This is a genomic window from Gluconacetobacter azotocaptans (assembly GCF_014174355.1).
Taxonomy (GTDB): domain Bacteria; phylum Pseudomonadota; class Alphaproteobacteria; order Acetobacterales; family Acetobacteraceae; genus Gluconacetobacter; species Gluconacetobacter azotocaptans.
Map to the genome: position 1 here is coordinate 1 of NZ_JABEQF010000008.1, position 25664 is coordinate 25664.

General features: G+C 68.1%; 22 protein-coding genes, 1 tRNA gene and 1 pseudogene. 18 read left to right on the top strand and 6 right to left on the bottom strand.

From position 1 onward, the window contains the following. Positions 1-532: pseudogene (locus HLH34_RS11775) on the bottom strand (PA0069 family radical SAM protein); the annotation flags it as partial. Between the two features lie 186 nt (positions 533-718). Between HLH34_RS11775 and HLH34_RS11780 the strand changes: the two are divergent. After that, positions 719-1753 (top strand): Gfo/Idh/MocA family protein, encoded by a 1035-nt coding sequence (locus HLH34_RS11780; protein WP_244959897.1) that lies wholly within the window; start codon positions 719-721, stop codon positions 1751-1753. A gap of 143 nt (positions 1754-1896) precedes the next feature. Here HLH34_RS11780 and HLH34_RS11785 read toward each other — a convergent pair whose 3' ends face one another. The 3 genes from HLH34_RS11785 to HLH34_RS11795 all read right to left on the bottom strand — a co-directional run bounded on the left by HLH34_RS11785 (position 1897) and on the right by HLH34_RS11795 (position 4929). Continuing rightward, the gene (locus HLH34_RS11785) at positions 1897-2244 is read right to left on the bottom strand and encodes a 4a-hydroxytetrahydrobiopterin dehydratase (protein ID WP_183119783.1); all 348 of its coding nucleotides are present in this window, start codon (positions 2242-2244) and stop codon (positions 1897-1899) included. 41 nt (positions 2245-2285) lie between these two features. Next, the gene (locus HLH34_RS11790) at positions 2286-4088 is read right to left on the bottom strand and encodes an ABC-F family ATP-binding cassette domain-containing protein (RefSeq protein ID WP_183119784.1); all 1803 of its coding nucleotides are present in this window, start codon (positions 4086-4088) and stop codon (positions 2286-2288) included. An 82-nt stretch (positions 4089-4170) separates the two neighbouring features. Then, a complete protein-coding gene (locus HLH34_RS11795) occupies positions 4171-4929 on the bottom strand; it encodes a response regulator (RefSeq protein WP_183119785.1) in 759 nt (252 codons plus the stop codon). Between the two features lie 144 nt (positions 4930-5073). Between HLH34_RS11795 and HLH34_RS11800 the strand changes: the two genes are divergently transcribed. From HLH34_RS11800 to recQ, 8 genes are all read left to right on the top strand, one after another. Next, positions 5074-5565 (top strand): sigma-70 family RNA polymerase sigma factor, encoded by a 492-nt coding sequence (locus tag HLH34_RS11800; protein ID WP_183119786.1) that lies wholly within the window; start codon positions 5074-5076, stop codon positions 5563-5565. Between the two features lie 124 nt (positions 5566-5689). Next, positions 5690-6274: a sigma-70 family RNA polymerase sigma factor gene (locus HLH34_RS11805; RefSeq protein WP_183119787.1), complete on the top strand. Its 585-nt coding sequence runs from the start codon at positions 5690-5692 to the stop codon at positions 6272-6274. Positions 6275-6446: 172 nt separating this feature from the next. Then, on the top strand, positions 6447-6635 hold the full coding sequence (locus HLH34_RS11810) for a hypothetical protein (RefSeq protein WP_183119788.1): 189 nt from the start codon (positions 6447-6449) through the stop codon (positions 6633-6635). Continuing rightward, positions 6636-8456, top strand: coding sequence for a sensor histidine kinase (locus HLH34_RS11815; RefSeq protein ID WP_183119789.1), 1821 nt, complete (start codon positions 6636-6638; stop codon positions 8454-8456). Between the two features lie 88 nt (positions 8457-8544). Next, complete coding sequence (gene cydD, locus HLH34_RS11820) at positions 8545-10263, top strand: thiol reductant ABC exporter subunit CydD (RefSeq protein ID WP_183119790.1); 1719 nt, start codon at positions 8545-8547, stop codon at positions 10261-10263. Next, positions 10253-11920, top strand: coding sequence for a thiol reductant ABC exporter subunit CydC (gene cydC, locus HLH34_RS11825; protein WP_244959899.1), 1668 nt, complete (start codon positions 10253-10255; stop codon positions 11918-11920). The genes cydD and cydC overlap by 11 nt, the downstream gene beginning before the upstream one ends. Before the next feature lie 152 nt (positions 11921-12072). After that, positions 12073-12447: an OmpA family protein gene (locus HLH34_RS11830; protein WP_183119792.1), complete on the top strand. Its 375-nt coding sequence runs from the start codon at positions 12073-12075 to the stop codon at positions 12445-12447. A 39-nt stretch (positions 12448-12486) separates the two neighbouring features. Continuing rightward, the gene (recQ, locus tag HLH34_RS11835) at positions 12487-14325 is read left to right on the top strand and encodes a DNA helicase RecQ (protein WP_183119793.1); all 1839 of its coding nucleotides are present in this window, start codon (positions 12487-12489) and stop codon (positions 14323-14325) included. A gap of 16 nt (positions 14326-14341) precedes the next feature. Here recQ and HLH34_RS11840 read toward each other — a convergent pair whose 3' ends face one another. Next, positions 14342-14881 carry a copper chaperone PCu(A)C gene (locus HLH34_RS11840; protein ID WP_183119794.1) on the bottom strand — a complete coding sequence of 180 codons (540 nt, stop codon included), beginning with the start codon at positions 14879-14881 and terminating at the stop codon, positions 14342-14344. A 161-nt stretch (positions 14882-15042) separates the two neighbouring features. Here HLH34_RS11840 and nrdR point away from each other — a divergent pair, with 161 nt between their 5' ends. From nrdR to glk, 5 genes are all read left to right on the top strand, one after another. Beyond that, positions 15043-15582, top strand: a complete 540-nt coding sequence (gene nrdR / locus HLH34_RS11845) for a transcriptional regulator NrdR (protein WP_183119795.1) — start codon at positions 15043-15045, stop codon at positions 15580-15582. A gap of 41 nt (positions 15583-15623) precedes the next feature. Next, a complete protein-coding gene (nusB, locus tag HLH34_RS11850) occupies positions 15624-16148 on the top strand; it encodes a transcription antitermination factor NusB (protein WP_183119796.1) in 525 nt (174 codons plus the stop codon). A gap of 16 nt (positions 16149-16164) precedes the next feature. Next, positions 16165-17145, top strand: a complete 981-nt coding sequence (gene thiL, locus HLH34_RS11855) for a thiamine-phosphate kinase (RefSeq protein ID WP_183119797.1) — start codon at positions 16165-16167, stop codon at positions 17143-17145. A gap of 151 nt (positions 17146-17296) precedes the next feature. Continuing rightward, positions 17297-18112 carry an SDR family NAD(P)-dependent oxidoreductase gene (locus tag HLH34_RS11860; RefSeq protein WP_183119798.1) on the top strand — a complete coding sequence of 272 codons (816 nt, stop codon included), beginning with the start codon at positions 17297-17299 and terminating at the stop codon, positions 18110-18112. A gap of 151 nt (positions 18113-18263) precedes the next feature. Further along, complete coding sequence (gene glk, locus HLH34_RS11865) at positions 18264-19232, top strand: glucokinase (RefSeq protein WP_183119799.1); 969 nt, start codon at positions 18264-18266, stop codon at positions 19230-19232. 290 nt (positions 19233-19522) lie between these two features. On the opposite strand, the gene HLH34_RS11870 is transcribed toward glk, so the two are convergent. Continuing rightward, positions 19523-19596 (bottom strand) — tRNA-Cys (locus tag HLH34_RS11870). A 177-nt stretch (positions 19597-19773) separates the two neighbouring features. On the opposite strand from HLH34_RS11870, the gene HLH34_RS11875 reads away from it, so the two are divergent. The 4 genes from HLH34_RS11875 (at position 19774) to msrA (ending at position 25650) form a co-directional block, all read left to right on the top strand. Beyond that, positions 19774-20454, top strand: coding sequence for a protein-L-isoaspartate O-methyltransferase family protein (locus HLH34_RS11875; protein WP_183119800.1), 681 nt, complete (start codon positions 19774-19776; stop codon positions 20452-20454). 110 nt (positions 20455-20564) lie between these two features. Beyond that, positions 20565-21998 (top strand): TolC family outer membrane protein, encoded by a 1434-nt coding sequence (locus HLH34_RS11880; RefSeq protein WP_183119801.1) that lies wholly within the window; start codon positions 20565-20567, stop codon positions 21996-21998. Positions 21999-22288: 290 nt separating this feature from the next. After that, a complete protein-coding gene (locus tag HLH34_RS11885) occupies positions 22289-24982 on the top strand; it encodes a valine--tRNA ligase (RefSeq protein ID WP_183119802.1) in 2694 nt (897 codons plus the stop codon). Positions 24983-25077: 95 nt separating this feature from the next. Continuing rightward, positions 25078-25650, top strand: coding sequence for a peptide-methionine (S)-S-oxide reductase MsrA (msrA, locus tag HLH34_RS11890; RefSeq protein ID WP_183119803.1), 573 nt, complete (start codon positions 25078-25080; stop codon positions 25648-25650). Positions 25651-25664: the final 14 nt, after the last annotated feature.

A 25664-nucleotide genomic window follows, 5' to 3' on the forward strand; every position in this document is an offset into this window, starting at 1 on the left:
CATCCAGGATCGCGCGCGTCAGGCCCTGCGTCCGTTCGACCGGCTGGTACGGGTCGGTATTGGTCCCCAGCGCGATGGGGCGGGGCTGGTAGGACGGACGCCGCAATTCCTGTTCCAGCAGCTTCGCCGCGTCGGGCTTGCAGGTCAGGCGGGTCTCGAAATCCAGCCCGGGAGACAGGCCGATCCACGCATGGGTGGGCCGGGCGTAGCAATAGATGCACCCGTGTTCGCACCCCCGATAGGCGTTGATCGAGCGGTCGAACCCGACATCGGGGCTGGTGTTGCGCGTGATGATGGTCCGCGCGGCTTCGAACGCCAGTTCGGTGCGTGTTTCCGCCGGATCCTGCCCCAGTGTGTCCCACCCGTCGTCGAAGGGCGAGGGCGCATGCGCGGCATGGCGGTCGGGCGGCGAGATCGTCGCCCCGCGACCGTGCACGATGCCGGCGACCGTCGTCGATCCGTCGCGCAGGGTCCGCGATGCCAGGCGCGTGGGCTGTCCCCGGCCGATCCGGATAGGGGGCTGGTCTGTCATGCTGCGTTCCGGCTGAAGAGGGGGCAATGGGCGGAATGGTTCCAGAAGCGGCCCCGAAAAACAAGAACAAATTAGGAACGTATCCGGCGGAGCGGGGCGCGGTCCCGTTTGGGTTCCGGCGGGGCCTCTGGTCGTTCCGTCGCGGGTGCTCTAACCCTGCGTCATCGCGGACGCGGAGAGAGGGCGATGGCAGGGCTTTTCGGTGGCGGAACAGGACGAGGGCCGGCGGCGGGGCCGGATGAGGGACGCCGCTTGCGCGTCGGTGTGATCGGCGCCGGTCATTTCGGACGGTTTCACGCGCTGAAAATCGCCGGATCGCGGCGGGAAACCCTGGTCGGCATCCATGACCCGGACCACGAGCGGGCGGCTGCGGTGGGGGCCGAGGCCGGCGGTGCGCCGGCTCTGGCGCTGGACGACCTGCTGGCGCGCTGCGACGCCGCGGTGGTGGCGGCCCCGGCGGAACATCATTTCGCCCTGGCCGAACGCGCCTTGCTGGCCGGCCGCCATGTTCTGGTGGAAAAGCCGATCGCCTCGACCCTGGCGCAGGCCGATCGCCTGGCGGCGCTGGCGACGGAAACCGGGCTGGTGCTGCAGGTGGGGCACCTGTTGCGCTATTCGGCGGAACATCGCGCGATCACCGAACGGATCAGCCGGCCGCTGTATATCGAGGCGACGCGCATCGCGCCGTTCAAGGCGCGCGGCACCGACGTGTCGGTCATCCTGGACCTGATGATCCACGATCTGGACCTGGTGCTGGCGATCGTCGATAGCGAGATCGAGGATGTCGATGCGCTGGGTGCGGCGGTCAGCTCGCAGCACGAGGACATCGCCAATGCCCGGGTGCGCTTCGCCAACGGCTGCGTCGCCACCATCACCGCCAGCCGGATCTCGCTGAAGACCGAGCGCCGGATGCGGCTGTTTTCCGAGGAAGGCTACCTGTCGGCCGATTTCGTCAAACGCGAACTGACCATGATCGGCCGCGACAAGGGCCTGCCGTTGCCCGGCACCGGCGGGTTCCGGCGCGAGGCCGTGACGTGGACCGACCACGATACCCTGATGGCCGAGCATGAAGCCTTCGCCGCTGCCTGCCTGGACGGCGCGCCGGTGCTGGTCGATGCCCAGGCGGGCCGCCGCGCGCTGGCGGCGGCGCTGGCGGTCACGGGCGGCATCGCGGCCGCGCGCGCGCGTATGGAGCAATCGGGTCTGGTTCACCGATCCTGAGTCATGCCGTGAGACCTTCGGCGGGGCACTGCCCCGCACCCCGCCAAAGGCAATCGCCTTTGGAAACCAGTCATTTCAAATGAATCGGGGTCCAGGGCCTCAGGCCCTGGTGGGTTTGGGCAAAGCCCAAAAATAACGATCCCTTAGTGGGGCAGTGTCTCGATCCGCGCCGCCATGATGAAGTCGTTGCGATGCAGCCCGCCGATGGAATGGGTTTGCAACGCAAGGCGGACATAGCCCCAGCCGAACGAGATGTCGGGATGATGATCGGCGGCCTCGGCCAGGGCTGCGATGCGCTCGACCAGGGCATAGGCCGAGGCGAAATCGGGCAGTACGAAATCCCGTAGCAGCGTGGTGCCGTCGGGGGACAGCGTCCAGTTGGGGGCCTGGGGCAGCAGGCTTTCGGCCTCGGCCCGGTCAAGGGCCGGGGTCTTGCGCGGGCAGGGGGCGATTACTTCCCGCGCCAGGTCGGAGGTAGGGCAGTGCGGCATCGTTTTTCCCCTTTTCCGCCGCGCCCCTGGCCCCGGCTCTGCTAGGGGGCTTCCAGCGTCTCGCGCAGCATTTCCAGTTCCAGCCACCGTTCCTCGGCGGCCGTCAGTTCGGCCTCGGCACGTTCCAGCTTCCCCGTTGCCGCCGTGAAGGCCCCCGGGTCGCGGGCATAGAGGCCGCCATCCGACAGGATCGTGCGCAGGCGGCCGATTTCCGTCTCCAGCGCCGCGATCTCGCCGGGAAGGCGATCCAGCGCGTGCCGGTCCTTGTAGGACAGTTTCCGTGCGGGGCCTTTTTCCGGCCGTTTCTGCGCGGCCGGGGCATCCGTGCCGGCGCGCCGCTCCCGGCCGGCCGGGGCGTCGCCGCGCTGGGCCAGCATGTCGCTATAGCCGCCGGCATATTCAACCCATCGCCCGCCCCCTTCGGCCGTCAGCACAGAGGTGGCGACCCGGTCTAGGAAGTCACGGTCGTGGCTGACCAGCAGGACGGTCCCGGAATAGGCGTCCAGCATCTCCTGCAACAGGTCCAGCGTTTCAAGGTCCAGATCGTTCGTCGGTTCATCCAGGACCAGAAGGTTGGAGGGGCGGGCCATCGCGCAGGCCAGCATCAGCCGTCCGCGCTCGCCGCCCGACAGGACGCCGACGGGGGTGCGCGCCTGTTCCGGCCGGAACAGGAAATCCTTCATGTAACCGATGACGTGGCGCTTCTCGCTGCCGACCAGCACCATGTCGCCCCCGCCGCCGGTCAGGGTATCGGCAAGGGTGCGGGTGGGGTCCAGCGCGCGGCGCTGCTGGTCCAGCGTGACGGTGGACAGGGCGCTGCCGATGCGGATGTCGCCGGAATCCGGGCGGTCCTGGCCTGTCAGAAGCCGCAGAAGGGTGCTCTTGCCCGCGCCGTTGGCGCCGACGATGCCCAGGCGGTCGCCGCGCAGCACGCGCAAATCCAGCCGGTCGACGACGACATGCGGGCCGTAGGCCTTGCTGGCCTGTTCGGCGACCGCCACCAGCTTGCCGGACAGGTCGCCCTCGCTGGCCTCGATCTTCAGGCCGGTCGGGGTGCGAACGGCCTCGCGACGGGCCTGGCGCATGGCGGCGAGTTCGCCCACGCGGCGCACGTTGCGCTTGCGCCGGGCGGTCACGCCATAGCGCATCCAGTCTTCCTCGCGCGCGATCTGGCGATCCAGCTTGTGGGCGTCGCGGACCTCCTGCTCCAGAACCTCCTCGCGCCAGGATTCGAAGCGGGCGAAGCCCTGGTCCAGCCGGCGGGTGACGCCGCGATCCAGCCAGACGACGGCGCGCGACAGCGTTTCCAGCAGGCGGCGGTCATGGCTGATGATGACCATCGCCGAGGACAGCGACAGCAGTTCGCGTTCCAGCCATTCGATGGTGGGCATGTCCAGATGGTTGGTCGGCTCGTCCAGCAGCAGCAGGTCGGGTTCCGGCGCCAGGGCCCGGGCCAGCGCGCAGCGCCGGGCTTCGCCGCCCGACAGGGTGGCGGGGTCCTCGGCCCCCGTCATGCCCAGTTCACCCAGCAGCAGGGCGGCGCGATGTTCGGGGTCGCCCGGCCCCATGCCCGCGCGGACATAGTCCAGCGTAGTCGCGAAGCCCGACAGGTCGGGTTCCTGCGGCAGGTAGCGCACCGATGTGCCGGGTTGCAGGAAGCGCGTGCCGTCGTCGGGCAGCAGCTCGCCCGCGGCGATCCGCAGCAGCGTCGATTTGCCGCTGCCGTTGCGGCCGACCAGACAGAGTCGTTCGCCGGCCGAGACGCCGAATCCGGCGCCGTCCAGCAGGGGCGAACCGCCCAGCGTCAGCGTGATGTCCTGAAGCAGGAGAAGAGGAGGCGACATGGTCCGGTTTCTCGCCCAGCCGCAGGCCCAGCGCAAGGAAGATCCGCCGTGCCGGACGAGCGGGCGTCCGCCTCTCGATTCGCTATCCGATCCGCGGCCCGCCGGTGACGGCCTGATAGGTCGCGATGGCCAGGGTCATAGGCTCGAACGGCTTCGTGATGACGAAGGCGGGTTCGACCGTCTCGCCGGTCAGCAGCCGTTCGGGATAGGCGGTGACGAAGATGACGGGGGTGTCGTGGTGACGCAGGATGCTGGCCACCGCCCGCATGCCGTCGCCGCCGGCGCCCAGATTGATGTCGGCCAGGATCAGGCCGGGGCGGGTCCGGGTGGCCAGGGCCACGGCATCGGCCTCGGTCGCCGCGACACCGGCAACCTGATGGCCGCAACGACGGACCAGATCCTCGATATCCATGGCGATGATCGGCTCGTCCTCGATGATGAGGATGTTGGTCTCGGCCACCGTGCGCAGGCTGGCGTGGGCCCGGGACAGGATATCGGTGGCCTGCCGCGGGTCGATATCAAGGGTGCGGGCCGCGTCGGCGAGCGGCACTTCCTCAAGCGACGTCAGCAGCAGCAGCTTGCGTTCGGTCGCGCCCATGCTGCCGCCCCGGTCGGTCGGGGCGGCAGCCTCGGCCGGCATGGCGGTGGCGTCGAAATGGCGGGAAATCCAGCGGTACAGGCTCAGTCGGGCCGGCAAGGCCCCGGTGTCCACCACCGCCAGTTCACGAAGGCTTTCGGCGACCAGCAGGTCGCCGCGGGATTGGCTGCCGGTCAGGGCGCGCGCATATCGCCTGGCATAGGGAAGGGCACGGATCAGATCCTGCCGCCGCGAGAAAGGCATCGGGCGTTCAACTCCCAGAGGAATATGTTACGGTCTGGATCATGACAGTGTTGAAGCTGTCCGCAAGGGTGAAGGGGAAACAAGCTGGCGCCTCCCATCGGTTCGGCAAAGCACCTGACGGTATCGCAACTTCGGCACGAGATCATGTCTCTTTTGCCGGACCTGCGGGGTTTCGCCCGTTTTCTGACCCGCGATGCCTCGTCATCGGACGACCTTGTGCAGGAAACCGTCATGCGGGCGCTGGGCGCGCTGGACCAGTTCCAGGGCGATACGAACCTGAAGGCGTGGCTGTTCACCATCGAGCGCAATATTTTCTTCGAGCAGAAACGGCGGAGGAAGCGCGAACATGAAATCATGACCGATTACGCCGCCCAGTCGTACAGCCAGACCGAAAGCCGGCCCGCCAGTTCCGGTGACGACGTGCGGGATCTCGAAAGTGTGTTCTGGCTTCTGTCCCCGTTGCTGCGCGAGGCCCTGATCCTGGTTGGCGCGCAGGAGATGACGCATGAGGAAGCCGCCGTGATCTGCGGCGTGCCGGTGGGCACGATGAAGGCGCGGGTGTCGCGGGCGCGTGTCCGCCTGGCCGAACTGGTCGCCCATGCGCGGGGTGACGATGTGCCGGCGGACGGCGACTGACGGGCGCGCCGTTCTGCAGGGCGCGGACCGGCAAAATGCATCACCTCACGCTCTCGTTATATCAACTACGCAACCCTGCCATTCGACCGTTCATTGGTGTCGTGTGATGAGGGAAACAAATACCATGACAAGCAACTTCCATGACCAGGTTGTGACCATCCTTCCGCGCCTCCGGGTTCAGGCGCTGGCGCTGACGCGCAACAGAACGATGGCCGAGGATCTGGTGCAGGATGCCGTGTGCAACGCACTGGCCGCCCAGGACAGTTTTATCCCCGGCACAAATTTTTCGGCCTGGATGCATCGCATCCTGCGCAACCGTTTCATTTCCGACCTGCGCAAGCGGCGCGAGACGACGGATATCGAGGACGTGCCGGCGGCGGCGCTGGCCACCGCGGCCGCGCACGAGGACCGGCTGGCGCTGAAGGACCTTGCCGAGGCGTTGGATCGCCTGCCCGAGGATCAGCGCGAAGCCCTGATCATGGTCGTCATCCATGGCATGAGCTATGAGGCGCTGGCCGAAGCAACGGGCTGCGCGGTCGGAACGGCCAAAAGCCGGGTGTTCCGGGCGCGCCGTCAGTTGGAAGCCTGGATGACCGGCGACAGCCATGCCAATGCCGCCCTGCAGGCGCGGGTCGCGCGCGTGAAGGGTATTCTGGCCGAACGCGGTATCGCCGCGGGCCCGGGGATGGCCGAACAGCGGCCTTTATGACCGTGCGGCCCCGGTGATTCCGGCAAATATTTAATTTACATATCGTTAAGATAATGGGAGGCGTCGTCTGGACGGGTCCGCGGGAGGGATTTACTATTACTGCCTTAACGCGATGCAACCGGAGCGCAGGTCCGGGAGTTTGTGGCAGGGTAGTAGTGGACCTCAGGGATCAATGATGACGCCGCCTAAGGATTCTCGTTCCTCAAGGCTGTCGAAAAACAATAAGAAAAACCGACAAGATGACCCGTTCGAGTTGTGGCTCAAGCGAGGATTGCATCAGCTTTTCGATGAGGTGGCGCGCGAGCCGGTTCCGGAGGAGCTGCTGCGCCTGATCGAGGACGACCGCAAGACCAGGGAATAAATGGACCGTCAAACAGGGCACGACCGCCGTCGCGCGTTGCGTGCGGCGTTTTACGCCATGCGTGTCTGGCGCATGTTCGATACGGTCAGTGCCCGCATGATTGTCATCATCCTGCTGTCGGCCGGCCCGATGGCGATGATTGGTGGGCTGCAGGCCTGGTACAGCTATCGCCATACGCTCGCGGCGCCGGCGTTTCGCGCCGACATGGCCGTCGGCCGCATCAATCTGGAAATCCGGCATGACGTCGATCATCTCAGCGCCCTGCTGAACGCGATCAATCTTATGTCGCTGGACGAGCAGGCCATAGGCCGGACCCTGCAACTGGCGCAATCGCTGACCGGGCATTTCTATCCGCAACTGGCGCTGCTGGATGACCGCGGCAACGTCATCGTCGCGGTCGACAACGGCCATACCCTGTCATCGGGCGGCAACGTGCCGGCCGAAGGGCTGCCCCGCTTCAGTGGCGACGTGCGCGTCGAGCCGCTCGACCTGTCGGGCCCGGAACGGGACGGCCGTTCCTATGTCCGGATTTCGATCCAGACGGCGATCGCCGACACGGGTGGCAATGCGGTGCGGCAGGGCTTTTTGACGGCGATCATGCCCCTGGTCTGGAGCCGCCATCATCTGCAGATCGGCGATCCGCGCCTGGATTTCATGCAGAAGGATGGGGCGATCGACGCCTGGATCGTCGGCCGCGATCACAATATCGCCCCGCTCTGCGAGGATTGCTGGGGCATGCGCGTGCCGCCGCCGCAGGTTCTGCAATGGATACACACCCTGTCGCCGGACAGCACCACCCACGCGACCATGAGCATGGGCGATGCCTCCTTCGCCTACGGCCCGGTCGAAGGGGGCGTCGGCGCCCTGACCATGACCCGCCGTAACGTCGCGGAAACCCATGCGCTGGTCATGTTCATCATCTGGCTGTTCGTGATCGTCTCGTTGCTGGGCTGCGGGCTGATCGGCGTGACCAAGAGCGCGAACCTGCTGCTTATCGCCCCGTTGCGGCGACTGACGACGTCGGTCGCCCAGTGGCAGACCAGCGGGGGCGGATTCGACGCGCACTCCACCTGGTCGATGCCGGCCGAGATCCGGCGGCTGGCCAATGCCTTCGCCACGGCCACGCGCACCCTGGCGCGCCACGAGCAACGGCTGGCCCGCGCGTCGGTGCGCCAGGAACTGCTGCTGAAGGAGATGCATCACAGGGTTAAGAACAACCTGCAAATCGTTGCCTCGCTGTTGAATCTTCAGGCCAACCGCATCCGCCAGCCCGAAGCGCGCGAGGAATTTACCCAGGCGCGGGACAGGGTGCGGGCGCTGGCCACCCTGCATCGCTACCTCTATGCCGATGGCGAACTGTTCAGCCTGAACATGGAACATTTCGTCAGCGAACTGTGCGGCCAGATCTTCCAGGCGGTGGGCGAGGGCACCGGTACCCGGATCGCCCTGCAGATCAATGCCGAACGGCTGGAGATGGTGCCGGACCAGGCCGTGCCCCTGGCTCTGATCCTGACCGAGGTCGTCAGCAACGCCATCAAATACGCCTTCCCCGAGGGCCGGCACGGCACGATTTCCGTCGGTCTGGTAAAGGAGGACGGACACATGGCGCGGCTGTGGATCACCGATGACGGGATCGGCCTGTCGGCGGGGCGCCGGCGCGACGCGGAAGATCGTACCGGCATTGGCCTGCAACTGATCCGGGGGTTTGCGCGCCAGCTTGGCGGGACGCTGGAGATCGTCGAGGATGGCGGGACCCGTTTCGAAATGGTCTTCCCCCTGCAGGCACGCGACGATCCGAACGAGAGTCGCCAGACCTCATGACCACGCATAACAGGGATTGCCGGCACGGATAGGCATTCGGGCGGGAACGGGTGTCGCTTGCCCGACGCATCCATTATAGAACGCGGACATGAGCGGTGACAAAACAGTGATGAAGGCCTGGACGCGGGCACAATCGCGTCTTGGCCGTCGGCAGGCGATGCCGATCGTGGGCCTCGGCATGCTGTCCAGCCTGATCGCGGTAGGGCAGGCGTGGTGCATGGCGGCGATCCTGGCCCGGGTTCTGGTGGGGGCTGGTCCGGGGGCGGCCGGCCTGCTGGGCGCGCTGGCGGTCCTGGCCCTGGCGCGCGGGCTGTGCCTGACGCTGGGCGACATTGCCGCCGCGCGGGCCGGGCGGGCGGCCCGGCTGCGGCTGCGCGACGGCGTGCTGTCGGCCATCCTGCGTGGCGGCCCGGCCCTGCTGCGCCAGCAGCACAGTGCGGAACTGACCGCGCTGGCGGTCGACAGGGTCGAGGCGCTGGACGGGTTTTTCGCACGCTGGATTCCGGCGTCGATCCTCTGGATCGCAGCACCCGGGCTGATCGCCGTGCTGGCCGCGTTCGTCCAGCCCGGGTCGGCCGCGATCATGGCGGCCTGCGGGCTGGCGGTGCCGGTCGGGCAGGCCCTGTTCGGCATCGGGGCGGCCGTTGCCTCGCGCAACCAGTTCCTGGCGATGACGCGATTGCAGGCCCGGTTTCTGGACCGGGTGCGCGGCATCGCCACCATCGTCCTGGCCGGCCGGACCGAGGACGAGGCTCATCGCCTGGCCGCTGCCGCCGACGAACTGCGCCGCCGCACGATGAAAATCCTGCGGGTTGCATTCCTGTCATCGGCATCCATCGACTGTGCCATGGTCCTTGCCCTGGTGCTGATCGCGCTGCGCAACGGCGGGGTGGTACTGGGCCTGCATCAGGGCGACATGCCCCCGACCACAATCGCCGACGCGACGATGCGCGGGCTGTTCGTCCTGCTGCTGGTGCCCGAATTCTTCGTGCCGCTCCGCGGGCTTGCGCTGGCCTATCAGGACCGCGCGCATGCCGCGGGGGCTGCATCGGCGATGGCGGTCCTGCCCGACGGGGACACGCGGGCGGCGGGCAATGCGACGGTGCAGGCCGGAGCCGACGGCGTGTCCGTCGCCTTCGAGCACGTCACCTTCGCCTGGGATGCCGCGCGGGGGCCGGTGCTGGACGATCTCAGCTTCGTCGTCCCGGCAGGCCAGACCCTGATCCTGGTCGGTGCTTCGGGATCGGGGAAGTCGACGATCATCGAGATGCTGCTGGGCTTTGTCGTGCCGGGCGGCGGCCGCGTCACCATCGGGGGGGTGGATCTTGCGGCGCTGGCGCCATCCACCCTGTCAGGCCTGGTCTCGTGGATCGGACAGAAGCCGGTGCTGTTCGCCGGCACGCTGCGCGAGAACATCCTGTTCGCCCGGCCGGACGCCAGCGCCGAAGATGTGGGGCATGCCCTGCGCGCGGCGGCGGTCGACACATTTCTGGCGGATCTGCCCGAAGGGCTGGAGACGCGGATCGGCGAGGGCGGGTTCGGTCTTTCGGGCGGGCAGGCGCAGCGGATCGCCATCGCGCGGGCCTATCTGAAGAACGCGCCGCTGCTGCTGCTGGACGAGCCGACGGCGCATCTCGACCCCTCGACCGAGGCCGACATCCTGGCCAGCCTGCGTGGGCTGGCCCGCGGGCGGACGGTGATCCTGGCCAGCCATTCGGCGTCGGTGCATGAATTTACGGGCCAGCGCCTCGATCTCGGCCGCCGCCATCCGGCGCCCGTTCAGGGGGAGCATGAACATGTCGGATAAAACCGAGGGGGGGCTGGCTCCCGTCCTGCGGATCCTGTCCCTGTGGCGGGCGCGGGCGCCCCTTCTGATCGTGGGCGGGACATTGTCGTTGCTGGCCGTGCTGGCAGGGCTGGTGCTGATGCAGGGCGCGGGCATGCGGCTGGCCGGCACGGCATCCGGCGCGCTGGTCGTCGGCGTACTGCTGCTGCGGGTGTCGGGCATCGGCCGCGTGGTCCTGCGTTATGTCGAACGCCTGGTGACGCACGACGCGATGTTCCGGGCCCTGGCGGACGTGCGGGTGTGGTTTTTCCGCCATCTGGCGGGCGGGGCTGCGGCCGGGCTGGGGTTTCGCCGCGCCGGCGACCTGCTGTCGCGCCTGGTTTCGGATGTCGAGGCGCTGGATGCGCTGTATCTGAGGATTCTGGTGCCCCTGGCCGGGGCGTGCCTGATCCTGCCGTTCTTGGTCCTGGCCGTCCTGCCCGTCGATCCGGCGCTGGCGATGGTCGTCGGCGGATTGTTCGTGACGGGCGCGTTCGTCCTGCCGCTGGGCGCCGCCCTGCTGGGCCGGCGGCAGGCAGGTGCGCTGACGCATCGCCTGGCCGGGCTGCGGATCGGGGTGCTGGACCTGGTCAGCGGCCTGCGCGAAATCCGCGCCTTCGGGGCCGAGGGGCGGGTCCTGTCCCAGGTCCGCGAACGCGATGCCCGTCTGTTCGATGCGCAGGCGCAGCAGGCGCGCCTGCTGGCGATGGTGGGTGGGGCGTCCTACCTTTGCGGGCAGGCGGCGATGCTGGCGGTGCTGGCGGCGGCGCTGGGCGTAGGGTTCGGGCCGATCCCGCCGGTGCGCGCCGCCGGACTGCTGTTTCTGGTCGTCGCGGGGTTCGAAGGGATCGGCGGGCTGACACGGGCCGGCGCGCTGGCCGGAGGCGTCAGCCGGGCAGCGGCTCGTGTCATCTCGGTCGGCGGGCAGGAAGGACCGGCGGTGCCGGTCGGCACGCTGCCGGCACCGGCCGACACCCATCTGCGGTTCGAGCAGGTCGGATTTCGCTGGCGCGCCGACCGTGCGCCGGTGTTCGACGGGCTGACCCTCGATATTCCGGCCGGATCGCGTGTGGCGGTGCTGGGGCCGTCGGGAATTGGAAAATCGACGCTGGCCGCACTGCTGCTGAAGGTCGCGGCGCCGACCTCGGGCAGGATCATGCTGGGCGGGCAGGATCTGGCGGACCTCGATAGCGCGTCCGTGCGCCGTCGCGTGGCCTGGCTGTCGCAGGTGACGCATCTGTTCGCCGACACCATTCGCGCCAACCTGCTGCTGGGCCGGCCCGACGCGACCGAGGCCGAACTGTGGGCGGCACTGGAACGTGCGCAGATCGGCGATCTGGTCCGGTCCATGCCCGACGGGCTGGACAGCTGGCTGGGGGAAGGGGGCACCACGGTCTCGGGCGGGCAGGGCCGACGGATCGCCCTGGCCCGGACGCTGCTGTCGGATGCGCCGATCCTGATCCTGGACGAGCCGGCGACGGGCCTCGACGCCGAGACCGAGCGGGATTTCCTGCTGACGCTCAACACCGTCACCGCGGGCCGCACGGTCATCCTGATCGCGCATCGCCTGGTGGGCGTGGAAAGGCTGGACCGGATCTGGCGCCTGTCGGACGGCCGGGCGAATGCCGTCGCGGCATAGGTACGTCATCCGTCGGAAAGGTTGACGGGGAACGGGCCAACAGGCACCAAGGCGACATAAACCTTGGTGCTGAACACTCATGTCGCCGGCGTGTCCGCGGTATCGGCGGCCGATTCATCCATCAGCCGAATGTAAAAAAAAGGGATCTGCCGATGCGTCGCCTGTCACTGGTTCTGGGTCTTTGCCTGCTGGCAGGCTGCGCGACCGGACCGTCCCGGAAGTATATCGTCTTCTTTACCCGGGATTCGACGGTGCTTGACGATCCCGCGCGGCTGGTCGTGGCGCATGCGGCCGAACAGGCGGCGCAATATCCGAATTCGGTCGTCAATGTCGAAGGCTACGCCGCCGCCCATGGCGATCTGTCCGCCGATGCGCTGCTGGCGATCGACCGGGCCAAGCGTGTGTCGGCCCAATTGACGACGGATGGTGTGGTCGGCGGGCGTATTCGCCAGAAGCCGCGTGCCCCCTCGAACGAGGATGGCGCCGTCGGGTCCCGCCGGGTCGAAATCGAGATCACCGCGGGCTGATCGGCGGGCGGGCGATTTCCGGCCATGGCGGCATCCATCATGACGGATAGCGGTCTCGACACGTCCCCGCGTGCCGTCCTGTCCCGTGTCTTCGGCTTTCCCGATTTTCGCGGATTGCAGGAACAGGCGGTGGGCGAGGTCATGGCCGGGCGCGACTGCCTGGTGTTGATGCCCACCGGCGGGGGCAAGAGCATCTGCTATCAGGTGCCCGCACTCAGCCGTCCCGGAACCGGGCTGGTGGTGTCGCCGCTGATCGCGCTGATGGACGACCAGGTGGCGGCGCTGCGCCAGGTCGGCGTCAATGCCGGGGCCCTGCATTCGGAACTGGAACCGGAAGACGCCGCCCGGGTAAGGTCGGACCTGATGGCGGGCCGGCTGGACGTGCTCTATGTCTCGCCCGAGCGCCTGCTGTCGCCCGGCATGCTCGACCGGCTGTCCCGGCTGCCGCTGTCGGTCATCGCGATCGACGAGGCCCATTGCATTTCCGCCTGGGGGCACGAATTCCGTCCGGAATATCGCGCCCTGGCCAGCCTGCCGGACCATTTCCCCGGCGTGCCGCGCATCGCCCTGACGGCGACGGCCGACCCACGGACCCAGGCGGACATCCTGGACGCCCTGGCCATGCCGGACGCCACGGTCCTGCGCGCCAGCTTTCATCGCCCCAACCTGGATATCGCCGTCCGGCCCAAGATTTCGGAATCGCGGCAGTTGCTGGATGTACTGGGCCGGTATCCGGGCGAAGCCGCCATCGTCTATTGCGGCAGCCGCAACAAGACTGAGCGCGTCGCCCGCGCGCTGCGTGAGCGCGACTGGCCCGCCCTGCCGTTCCATGCCGGCCTGCCGCCGATCGAGAAGCGCGCGGCGCTGGCCCGGTTCCGGTCCGGCGAGCCGGTGGTGATCGTGGCGACCATCGCCTTCGGCATGGGGATCGACCGTCCGGACGTGCGCACGGTCGTGCATCTGGACATGCCGTCCTCGCCCGAAGGCTATTACCAGCAGATCGGCCGCGCCGGCCGCGATGGCGAGAAGTCGGAGACCGTCCTGCTGTACGGCGGCGACGATATCGCGCGCGCGCGGCACTGGCTGGAACAATCCAGCGCGCCCGAGGCCCAGCAGCGGATCATGAGTGCGCGGTTGGAAGCCATGATTGCGCTGACCGAAACGACCGGCTGCCGCACGCAGGCGCTGCTGTCCTGTTTCGGCGAGACGCTGGCCGGCCCGTGCGGGCATTGCGACAATTGCCGCAACCCCGTTGCCTCGTTCGACGGCACGGTCGAGGCCCAGAAGGTTCTGTCCGCGATCTATCGGATCGGCCAGAAATTCGGGGCGGTGCATGTCGCCTCGGTCCTGCGCGGCAAGGACAGCGAGATGGCCAGCCGCCACGGCCATGACCGGCTGGGCGTCTTCGGCGTCGGCAAGGACCGGCCCGAGCTGTTCTGGCGCGGGGTGATCCGGCAGCTGATCGCCCGGGGCGCCATTCGCGTCACCGGCGATTACAATGCGCTGGCCCTGAATCAGGAAGTCGCGCGCCCCATCCTGCGCGGCGAGCAGAAGCTGATGCTGCGCGAGGACGCGACCGACGACCTGAAAGCCGGCGGGGCGCGCGCGGCCCGGGCGCCCAGTGGCACACGGCCGGCCGTATCCCTGCCGCCCGAGGCCGAGGCCCCGTTCGCCGCCCTGCGCGCCTGGCGTCTGGGCGAGGCGCGGGAGCAGGAAATTCCGCCGTATGTGATCTTCCACGACGTCGTGCTGCATGACATCGCAATGGAACGTCCGGCGACGCTGGACGCGCTGGGGCGAATCAAGGGGGTGGGCGCGTCGAAGCTGGACCGGTACGGCGCCGCCGTGCTGCAGGTCCTGGCGAAGGCGGGCGAATAGGGCGCCCGGTGCGTGCTCAGGGCGCGGTGTCGGCGGTATCCGGCGCAGGGCGGACCTCAAAGGCCACGGTCCGTGTCGTGCCCCCCAGGAAGTGAAAGATCACGGGAATGCTCCGCCCCGGCTGGAGTGTTCCGTCATAGCCCCGGCAGATCAGGTGATACCCGCCGGGCGGAAACACCAGCGTGGTCTGTGCGGGCAGGGCCATGTGGGTGAACAGCGTGGCGGTTTCGCTGGTGCTTTCCTGTTCGGTATGATGGGCGAACATGTCGCGGCAGGCGGTAGCGGTCACGCCGGTCAGCATATGGGCGTCGGTGCCCCGGTTCTCGATCGTGAAATATCCGCCGGCAATCTGTCGTTCGGGACGGATGATCTGCAACCATGCATCGCGGACCTCGATGTCGCCGGCGGCGCTGGCCTGTCCGGGAATCGACGTCGGCGCCCCGGCCGCCCGGGCCGGCAGGATCGCGCGTGGTCCGGCCAGCAGGGTCAAGGGCAGGAACAGGGCCAGAGCGGGCAGTTGGCCGAACAGTCGGGGCAACCGGCCGTGTCGCGTCATGATGGGTCTCCTTGCCGGTATGTTTTCGCCAAGGGTATCAGCAAGCCCTGGTCGGGCGAAACCCGTGGATCGCACGGCTGGATCGCGGGGGCGGGCTTGCGTCCTGCCGATTTCATGCGCATCTCGGGGCAGGACGAACGCCGGTCAGGATTGCCGTACGCATGCGATGCCCTTTTTGTGGACACGACGACACCCAGGTCAAGGACAGCCGCCCGCACGAGGACGGTGCCGCCATCCGCAGGCGGCGGATCTGCGCGTCGTGCAGCCAGCGTTTCACCACGATCGAGCGGGTGCAGCTTCGCGACCTGTTCGTCGTGAAGGTCGATGGCCGCCGCGTACCCTTCGAGCGTGACAAACTGGCGCGGTCCGTCCGCGTGGCGCTGCGCAAGCGCCCAGTGGACGACGAGCGGATCGAACGGATCGTCAACGGGCTGGTCCGCCAGCTGGAGGCGTCGGGCGAGACCGATATTCCGTCCCGTGATATCGGCAAGCTGGTCATGGACACGCTGCGCGAGGTCGACGTGGTGGCCTACATCCGCTTTGCCAGCGTGCATTGGGATTTTCGTGAAACCAAGGATTTCGCTGCCATTCTGGAGTCGATTCCCGGCACCCTGGTCCGGGACGCTCCGGCCGCCGACGGCACGGCCCTTCGTCCCGTCGTGGCCGGCGGCTATGGACCTGGCGACGTAAAGAGGCGATGAAGCCGCCATTGGCGGAATCGCGGCATGCAGGAGACACGCGTATGAACGGCGCACAGGACGAAGACACGACCCGGCAGAAGCCCCGGTCCCGCACCGCATCGCGCGTCGCGGTCGTGCAGGCGCTGTTCCAGATCGAACAGGGGGGCGACGCCCCCGAGACCGTGATCGCGCAGTTCGTGCGGCACCGCCTCAGCACTGCGCCCGGGACGGCGGAATATGAAGACGGGCAGGTGCCCCAGGCCGACGTGCAATTGTTCGAGCAGGTCATCCGCGCGGCGGTGGCGCGGCAGGAACAGGTCGATGCCCTGATCGTTGATCTGCTGCCGCTCACATGGCCGGTTGCGCGGCTGGACCCGGTCCTGCGCGCCGTGCTGCGCGCCGCCGGGGCGGAACTGGCCGCGGTCGAGGGCGTGCCCACCCGGGTGATCCTCAACGAATATCTCGACATCGCGCACGGGTTCTTCTCGGGCGATGAACCGAAGATGGTCAACGGCGTGCTGGACGCCATGGCCCGCCGCCTGCGTGAGGTACCGGCCGCCCCGGTCCCCGAGACCGACGAGGCCTGATACCAGGGGGTGGCCGATGCCTTCCGACCCTGCCGGGACGCCGGACGCCCCGCTTCCGCCTGAATTCGGGTTCATCCGGCGGCATTTCCAGCCGCTGGCCGGCGAAGGTGCGCTGGGCCTTGCGGATGACGCGGCGCTTGTGCGGCCGCCGGCCGGGCGGGATCTGGTGATCGCCCTCGACACCATGGTGGAAGGGGTCCATTTCCTGCCGGACGACCCGGCGGACACGGTGGGGCGCAAACTGCTGCGCTGCAACCTGTCCGATCTGGCGGCGATGGATGCGACCCCCCTGGGCTATCTGCTGTCGGTCTCGCGGCCGCCCGGCCGGGACGACAACTGGTTCGCAGGATTCGCCGCCGGCCTGCATGACGACCAGGCCCGGTACGGCGTGACCCTGCTGGGCGGGGATACGACCGGCACGGCCGGGCCGTTGGTCCTGTCGCTGACCATCCTGGGCCATGTGGCGCGTGGGCGGGCATTGCGGCGCAACGGCGCCCGCGATGGCGACGGCGTGTGGGTGACCGGCACCATCGGGGACGGGGCGCTGGGTCTGCGGGCGCTGCGGGGCGAACTGGATGATCCGGCGGGCGTGCTGGCCCACCGCTATCGCCTGCCGGAACCCCGGCTGGGCCTGGGACTGGGCGGCATCGCCTCGGCGGCCATGGATATCTCCGACGGGCTGGTGCAGGATCTGGGGCATCTGGCGCGGGAAAGCGGGATCGGGGCAAGGATCGACGCATCGCTGGTGCCGCTGTCCCAGGCGGCCCGTCAGGCCGGGGCGGCGTGGCTGCCGGTCTGCCTGGGGGGCGGCGACGATTATGAGCTGCTGCTGGCGGTGCCCCCGTCGCATGAGGCTGCGTTGCTGCGCGCCGCGGCCGCGCGTGGCGTTCCGGTCACCCGGATCGGGCAGTTCGAGGCCGGCACGCAGGGCGTGGCGGTCCATGACGCATCGGGGCGGCCGCTGACCCTGGATCGGACCGGATGGAGCCATTTCTGATGGGTCTCAGGCCCGGCGGGTCGATCTTCGTGCCCCGAAAAAGCCGACATCCTGCGCCATGTGAGGCCTGCCGGACCTGAAGCAGGCGCGGCCGTGGTCGCCATGGCCGCATATCCCGACGTAATGGAAAGCAGCGAAGGAAGGGGTCCCGATGGCCAGAGCGCGCCCGAACGGCGAAACACGATTCGATCCCACGACGGTCCTCATTACCGGGGCGTCCAGCGGGATTGGCGCTGAACTGGCCCGCTTCTACGCCCGGTCGGATCGGACGCTGATCCTATGGGGACGGGACGCCCACCGTCTGGAGCAGGTGGCCCGCGATTGCCGCGCCCTCGGCGCGGGCGCGCGGACGCGGGTGCTGGACCTGCGCGATGGCGGGGGGGCGATCGCGGCGTTCAGGGCCGACGATGACCGCCACCCGGTCGATCTGCTGGTGCTGGCGGCCGGCCTGGGCGACATGCGCCAGAACGCGGCGCGCACCGAGGATGCCGAGACCGTGCTGGAACTCGGCCTGGTCAATTACGCCACGCCCTCGGCCATCGCCACGGCGGGGGCCGAGCGCATGGTCTCGCGCGGCGGGGGGCATATCGCCATGCTGGGCTCGGTCGCCGCGTTTCATGCCCTGCCGTTCGCCCCGGCCTATTCGGGGTCCAAGGCGGGGCTGATGCGCTTTGCCGAGGCGCTGCGGAACGGCTTGTCGGGCTATGGGGTCGGGGTGACGCTGGTGTCGCCCGGCTTCGTCGATACGCCCATGAGCCGCCGGGTCAGCAGCGCCAAGCCCTTCCTGCAGACCGCGCCGGCGTCGGCGCGGCTGATCGCGCGCGCGATCGAGGAAAACCGGGCTCATCTGGTTTTCCCGCGGCTGTTCTCGGTGCTGCGTTTTCTCGATATCATCATGCCGCGCCCGATCCGCGACGGCATTCTGCGCCGGCTGAAGGCCGATCAGGCGCCGCGTCCGGCATCCTGACACCCCGGCGGCCGCGCCCGGCTGATTCGATTCCGGACTTGACGGCGCGGGACGGGAATCGGACACGGAACGAATAACAATAATGTGCACCGGGCGGCTGCGGCGAAAGGCTGCGCGTCCGACAGAATGATGCCACGGAGCCTGTGAAGACATGAGAGAGATCGTAGCGGTCGATATCGGCGGGACCCACGCGCGTTTCGCCATCGCCACGGTGGATTGCGGGCGGGTGGTCAGCCTGGGCGAGGCCACGACCCTGAGATGTGCCGAGCACGCCAGCCTGCAACTGGCGTGGGAGGCCTTCGCCCGCCAGATCGGCCAGAGCCTGCCGCGCGCGGCGGGGATCGCCGTCGCCTGCCCGGTGCAGGGCGATATTCTGAAGCTGACCAACAATCCGTGGATCATCCAGCCCGCGCAGCTCGGTGCGAAGCTGGGTGTCGACGAACACGTGCTGGTCAACGATTTCGGCGCGGTCGGCCACGCCGTGGCCCAGGTGGATGCCTCGCATCTGCGTCATCTCTGCGGCCCCGATCGTCCGTTCGCGGAATCGGGCGTGACCACGATCGTAGGGCCGGGGACGGGCCTGGGGTCGGCCTATGTCGTGCGGCGGGACGGGCGCTACCTGGTGTGCGAGACCGAGGGCGGGCATGTCGATTTCTCGCCGCTCGACCAGGTGGAAGACCAGATCCTGCAGCGCCTGCGGCGGCGCTATCGCCGGGTGTCGGCCGAGCGCATCGTATCCGGACCGGGGCTGGTCAATCTGTACGAGGCGATTGCCGAGATCGAAGGCCAGTCGGTGCATACGCGCGACGACAAGGAATTGTGGACCCGCGCGTTGGAAGGCCGCGACCACATGGCGTCCGCGGCGCTGGAGCGGTTCTGCCTGGCCCTGGGGGCCGTTGCGGGCGATCTGGCCCTGGCCCAGGGCGGAAGCAGCGTCGTCATCGCCGGCGGGCTGGGCCTGCGGCTGGCGGACCATCTGCCCAATTCCGGATTCGCCGAGCGATTCGTGGCCAAGGGGCGTTTCGAATCGCTGATGGCGGACATGCCGGTGAAACTGATCACCCATCCGCAGCCGGGATTGTTCGGGGCGGCGGCGGCATTCGCCGAACGCTTCGCCTGACGCACGCCGGCAGGGCGTTCGGCGTCGGTGCCAGCGGCCACTCGCTCGGATTCGAATTGAGGGCGCCCTTCGGCGGACTATATTATTTTTTGTGGCGGCGTTGCGTTCTTGGCCGTGTGGCCGGGCCCCGCCTTGCATGTGCGGGCAGGAACCGGGCGTCGCCACGAAGATCCCTCGATCGCGGTGTGTTTCAGCGCGTAGTCGCGCGCGTTCAGGGAACATGATGAATGCGGAAAAAACCCGGGAAACCAGGCTTTCGTCACTATATGCGATGATCTGGGAAGATCGCTTGGAGGTCCGGGCGGGAATCGAACCCACATTCGCGGATTTGCAGTCCGCTGCATCACCATTCTGCCACCGGACCTGACCGGGCGCGTTGGCTATATCCACTCTCTCTTCGGCGCGGTCAAGCCGTTGTGTGCGCACGGCCTGCTAGGCAGACGGGCCGAGCGGCCATAAAACTGTCTTCGCCGGGGAACCTTCGGCCAGGGACGTCGCGCGCGCATGCCGGCGCCGTCGGGACAGCAGTGAAGGGAGTGTCATGAACCAGTCCGCGCTTGAAGAATTCGCCCTCGATTACGACGCCGCGCGGCAGAGGATGGTGGATGCCCAGATCCGCCCGGTCCAGATCAACGATCCGCGGATCATCGCCATCATGCGCGACCTGCCGCGCGAACGCTGCATGCCCGCTCCGCTGCGCCCCTTCGCCTATGCCGACCAGAGCCTGGAAATCGGGGGCGGGCGCGTCCTGACCGAACCGCGGATCGTCGGCCGGATGGTGCAGATCGCGGCCCCGCAACCGGGCCAGCGCGCGTTGGTCGTCGGCGCGGGGACGGGGTACGTGCCGGCCCTGCTGGCCCGGCTCGGCCTTCATGTGGTGGCCCTCGAATCGGATTCGGCCCTTAGCACCATCGGCAAGGCCTTCTGTGCGGCCGAGGCGCCGCAGGTGGTCTGGCGCGACGGCGCCCTGGCATCGGGCGATGCGGCCGGCGCGCCGTTCGATGTGATCCTGATTGACGGCGCGGTGCGCGACATCCCGCCGGCCCTGCCGGCCCAACTGGCGGACAAGGGCCGTATCGTCTGCGTGATCTGGCCCGAGGGCGGGGTCGCCTCGGCCAGCGTCGCCGAACGCACGGCGCACGGCGTAGGCGTCCGGCCGGTCTTCGACGTGGCGCTGCCGTTGCTGCCGGAACTGGTGCCGGCCCCCGTCTTCGCCTTCTGAACTGCCGTATCGCGCGACGATCATGCAAATCCTTTTCCGTGTATCGAAATGTCGTCTACAACCTTGGGTAGCGTAATGGGTGGCGATGGTCGGGACACTGGGAGGGGACGATGAAGCGAACCTGCGGGATCGGGGCCGGAATGGCCGCCCTGCTGTGCGGCGGCACCGCCCTGGCCCAGCGCTATGACGGCAGCGGGTCGCCGACCTTCGTGCCCCATACGTTGCAGGAAGCGCTGGCTGCCGCCTATCTGACCAACCCGACCCTGCAGCGGGAACGCGCGACCCTGCGTGCGACCGACGAGCAGGTGCCGACCGCGCTGGCCGGCTGGCGGCCCACGGTCACCGGCAACATGAACCTGACCTATTTCACCGGCACCAACTCGGTGGCGCGGCAGGAGGGGTATGCCGGATACGATCGCCGCTTCGACGTGCCGGGCTACAACGGCGGGGTCACCATTTCCCAGCCGCTCTATTCGGGCGGCCGTACAACGGCCAGCACCCACAAGGCCGTCAATCAGGTGATGGCCGAGCGGGCGAACCTGATCGCAACCGAGCAGCAGGTCTTCACCGATGTGGTCAGCGCCTATGTGGGCGTGATCGAGGACGAACAGCTTCTGCAGCTGAACATCAACAACGAGAAGGTGCTTCAGGAACAGCTTCGCGCCACCAGCGAGCGTTTTCGCGTCGGCGAGATCACGCGCACCGACGTGGCCCAGGCCGAGGCCGCGCTGGCCAGCGCCCGCGCCGCCCGGCAGGAAGCCGAGGGAACGTTGCAGACCGCGCAGGCGACCTATATGCAGATCGTGGGCATGGCGCCGCCGTCCAACCTGGTGCCGCCGCAACCCCTGGTGCTACCGGTGAAATCGCAGAACGAGGCGATCGCGCAGGCGGTCCAGAACAATCCCAACGTGGTCAATGCGCTGTTTACCGAGGCCTCGCAGAAGGATGCGGTGTCCGTCGCCCTGGCCGCCATCCTGCCCAAGGTGACGGCCGAGGCCGCCTACACGCACGGCAGCAACCAGAGCAGCGGCCGGTCCCTGAACGACGAGAAATACGCGCTGCTGAATTTCCAGGTCCCGATCTATCAGGGCGGATCGGAATATGCGGCCGTTCGCCAGGCACGCCAGCAGGCCACCGAGGCGCATCGCGCCGTCGATATCCAGCGGCGCGCGGCGTTGCAGCTCGCGTCGTCCAACTGGCAGAAGCTGGTGGCCTACAAGGCCTCGATCGACAGCAACCGTACCGCCATCTCATCGAACATCGTCGCCCTGGATGGGGTGGAGCGCCAGGCCATCGTCGGCACCAGCACGACGCTGGAGGTCCTGCAGCAGCAGCAGACGCTGCTCCAGGCCCAGGTGGCGCTGGTGCAGAGCCTGAGCAACCTCGTCACCGCGTCGTACGGCGTGGCGGCGGCCATCGGGCGCCTGACGTCGGTCGATCTGAAACTGGACGTCCCGCGCTATGACGAGACCGCCTATTACAAGGCGGTCAAGGACCGGCTGTGGGGCATCAGCGACCACGCGACGGATCAGCCCGGGCGCTGAGAGTCCGTTTGTGAATCCGGTCTGGCGGCGATCCGACGCGCGTTTTCTGCGCTTCGATGCTCACGGCCAGCAAGGCCGCTCCGCTTCGATGCTCGAAAACACACGACGGACGCGCCCTTTTCAGGGCGCTCTCGCGCCAGACCGGATTCACAAATGGACTCCGAATCCTCCGACCGCCCCGACGATGGCCGGAAAGCCGCGATCGTTTCTTTCGGTCCGGTTTTCGGTATAAGCGGCGGACACGGGGCGTATCCCGCCGGCTATTCATCAAGTTAGGTCTGGCTTTCGCGATGCTGAACAAGTCTTTCTCGCCCGGCGAGATCGAACCGACATTATATGCGCTCTGGGAACGGAATGGCGCGTTCGCCGCCGATCCGGGCAGCGACGCCCAGCCCTATACGATCATGATCCCGCCGCCGAACGTGACCGGCACGCTGCATGTCGGCCACGCGCTGACCATGACGTTGCAGGACACGTTGATCCGCTGGCGGCGCATGCAGGGGCGCGACACCCTGTGGCAGCCGGGCACCGACCATGCCGGCATCGCGACGCAGATGGTGGTCGAACGCACCTTGCAGAAGGAAGGTACCTCGCGCCAGGCGATGGGCCGCGAGGCGTTCGAGCAGCGCGTGTGGCAATGGAAGGCGGAATCGGGCGGCGGCATCACGACGCAGTTGCGCCGGCTGGGGGCCTCGCTGGACTGGCCGCGTGAACGCTTCACCATGGACGACGGCCTGTCGCAGTCCGTGCGCGAGGTCTTCGTCACCCTGTATCGCCAGGGGCTGATCTACCGGGACCGGCGGCTGGTGAACTGGGACCCGGCCTTCCGGTCCGCGATTTCGGATCTGGAGGTCGAGAATCGCGAAATCCAGGGCAGCCTGTGGTACATCCGCTATCCCGTCGAGGGCGAGCCGGGCCGCACCATCACCGTGGCGACCACCCGGCCCGAGACGATGCTGGGCGACATGGCGGTTGCCGTGCATCCCGAGGACGAACGCTATGCCGACCTGATCGGCCGGTCGCTGGTCCTGCCGCTGACGGGCCGGCGCATCCCCGTCGTCGCGGACACGCATTCGGACCCTGAAAAGGGCAGCGGCGCGGTCAAGATCACGCCCGCGCACGATTTCAACGATTTCGAGGTCGGACGCCGCCACAATCTGGCGATGCCCACCGTGCTGGACGCCGACGCCCGCATCACGCTGGCCGAGATCGAGGGCGATCTGCGGGTCGAGGACGGGCTGGCGGATCCGCAGTTCGTGCGGGGGCTGGACGGCCTGCCGCGCGACCAGGCGCGCAAGGCCATGGTCGAGGAACTGGACCGCCTGGGCTGGCTGGAGAAGATCGAGCCGCACCGCAACCAGATCCCGCATGCCGAGCGCAGCGGGGCGGTGGTCGAACCCCGCCTGACCACCCAGTGGTATTGCGATGCTGCGACCCTGGCCGGCCCGGCGATCGCGGCGGTGGAGACCGGCCGCGTGCAGTTCGTGCCGCAGCAGTGGGAAAACACGTTCTTCGCCTGGATGCGTGAAATCCAGCCCTGGTGCATCAGCCGGCAGCTCTGGTGGGGACACCGTATTCCGGCCTGGTACGGCCCGGACGGACATGTCTTCGTGGCGCGGGACGAGGCCGATGCCCAGGCGCAGGCCCAGGCGCATTATGGCTGCGACGAGGCCCTGAGCCGGGACGAGGACGTGCTGGACACGTGGTTCTCCTCGGCTCTCTGGCCGTTTTCCACGCTGGGCTGGCCGGAGCGCACGGCGGACCTGGCGCGCTACTACCCGACCGACGTGCTGGTGACGGGATTCGACATCATCTTCTTCTGGGTGGCCCGGATGATGATGATGGGCCTGCATTTCATGGACGACGTGCCGTTCCGCAAGGTCTTCATCCACGGGCTGGTCCGCGACGAGCGCGGCCAGAAGATGTCCAAGAGCAAGGGCAACGGCATCGACCCGCTGGAGATGATCGACCAGTACGGCGCCGATGCCATGCGCTTTACGATCTGCGCGCTGACCGGCCTGGGCCGCGACGTCAAGCTGGGGCAGAAGCGGATCGAGGAACATCGCTCCTTCGTCACCAAGATCTGGAATGCCGCGCGGTTCTGCGAGATGAACGGGGTGAAGCCGGTCGACGGCTTCCGCCCCCAGGACGCGACGTCGGCGCTCGGCCGCTGGATCCTGGACGAGGCCGCGCGCGCGACCGTCGAGGCCAATGCGGCGCTGGAGTCCTTCCGTTTCGATGAATATGCGGCGACCTGCTACCGCTTCGTCTGGAATTGCTTCTGCGACTGGTTCCTGGAATTCGCCAAGCCCGTGTTCAATGGCGACGATGCGGCGCAGGCGGCGGAAATCCGCGCGGTCGCGGCCCATGTGCTGGGCGTGATCCTGCGGATACTCCAGCCGGTGATGCCGTTCGTCACCGACGACCTGTGGGCGCAGTTCGGGTTCGGCGTGCCCGGCAGCCTGATGGCCACCGCATGGCCCGAAGCCGTCCGCCCGGATGGCGCCGAGGAGGCTGCCGCCGAACTGGACTGGGTCGTGCGGTTCATTTCGGCGATTCGTACCGTGCGCGCCGAAATGAACGTGCCGCCGTCGCGCCTGGCGCCCGTGCTGCTGCGTGACGCCGCGCCGGCGACGGTGGAGCGGGCCGGACGCTGGGCCGAGGCGATCGGCCGCATGGCCCGGGTGTCCGAGGTCACGGTGCTGGCGGGCGAGATGCCGCAGGGCGCGGCGCAGCTGGTGGTGGACGAGGCGACGCTGGTTATTCCGCTGGCCGGGATCATCGATTTGTCGCAGGAGCGCCAGCGCCTGGAAAAGGAGCGCCGGAAAATCGACGACGAAATCGCGAAGGTCGAGCGCAAGCTGGGCAACGCGGATTTCATCGCGCGTGCCAAGCCTGAGGTCGTCGAGGAAAATCGCGACCGCCTGGCCCAGCAGCAGGGCGAGCGCGCCCGGCTGGATGCAGCCCTGGCCCGCATCGCCTGATCGAGGGGGCATTCGTCACCATCACTTCTCTTTTAATCCGGTGCGCGCCATCACATGTTGATGGACGGGCCAGATGATCGGGACGGGGGATTCGGATGACGGACCATACGACGCACGGCGCGTCCCGCCGGGATGTCGCCTATCTGGGCGGGGGATGTTTCTGGTGCATCGAGGCGATGCTGCGGGAACTGGACGGGGTGCTGGACCTGGCGCCGGGTTATGCCGGCGGCATCCGGCCGGACCCGACGTACGAGGACGTCTGCACAGGCCGGACGGGACATGCCGAAATCGTCCGGGTGGGGTTCGATCCGGACATTCTGCCCTATGCGGACCTGCTGCGGATCTTCTTCACCCTGCATGACCCGACGACGCCGGACCGGCAGGGTGCGGATGTCGGCACCCAGTATCGTTCGGTGATCTTCTGCACGGATGCGGCGCAGGAACGCGCCGCCCGCGCCGTGCGGGACGAAATCGCGGCTTCCGGCCTGTGGCCCGACCCGATCGTTACCGAGATCCGTCCGCTGGAGCGGTTCTACGAGGCCGAGCCCTATCATCACGATTATTTCGCCAAACATCCGGAACGCGGTTACTGCGTCGCCGTGATCTCGCCGAAGGTCGCGAAGGTGCGGCGCCTGTTCCACGACCGGCTGGCGCTGGCGCGCCGCTGACCGGCGGGGCGCGT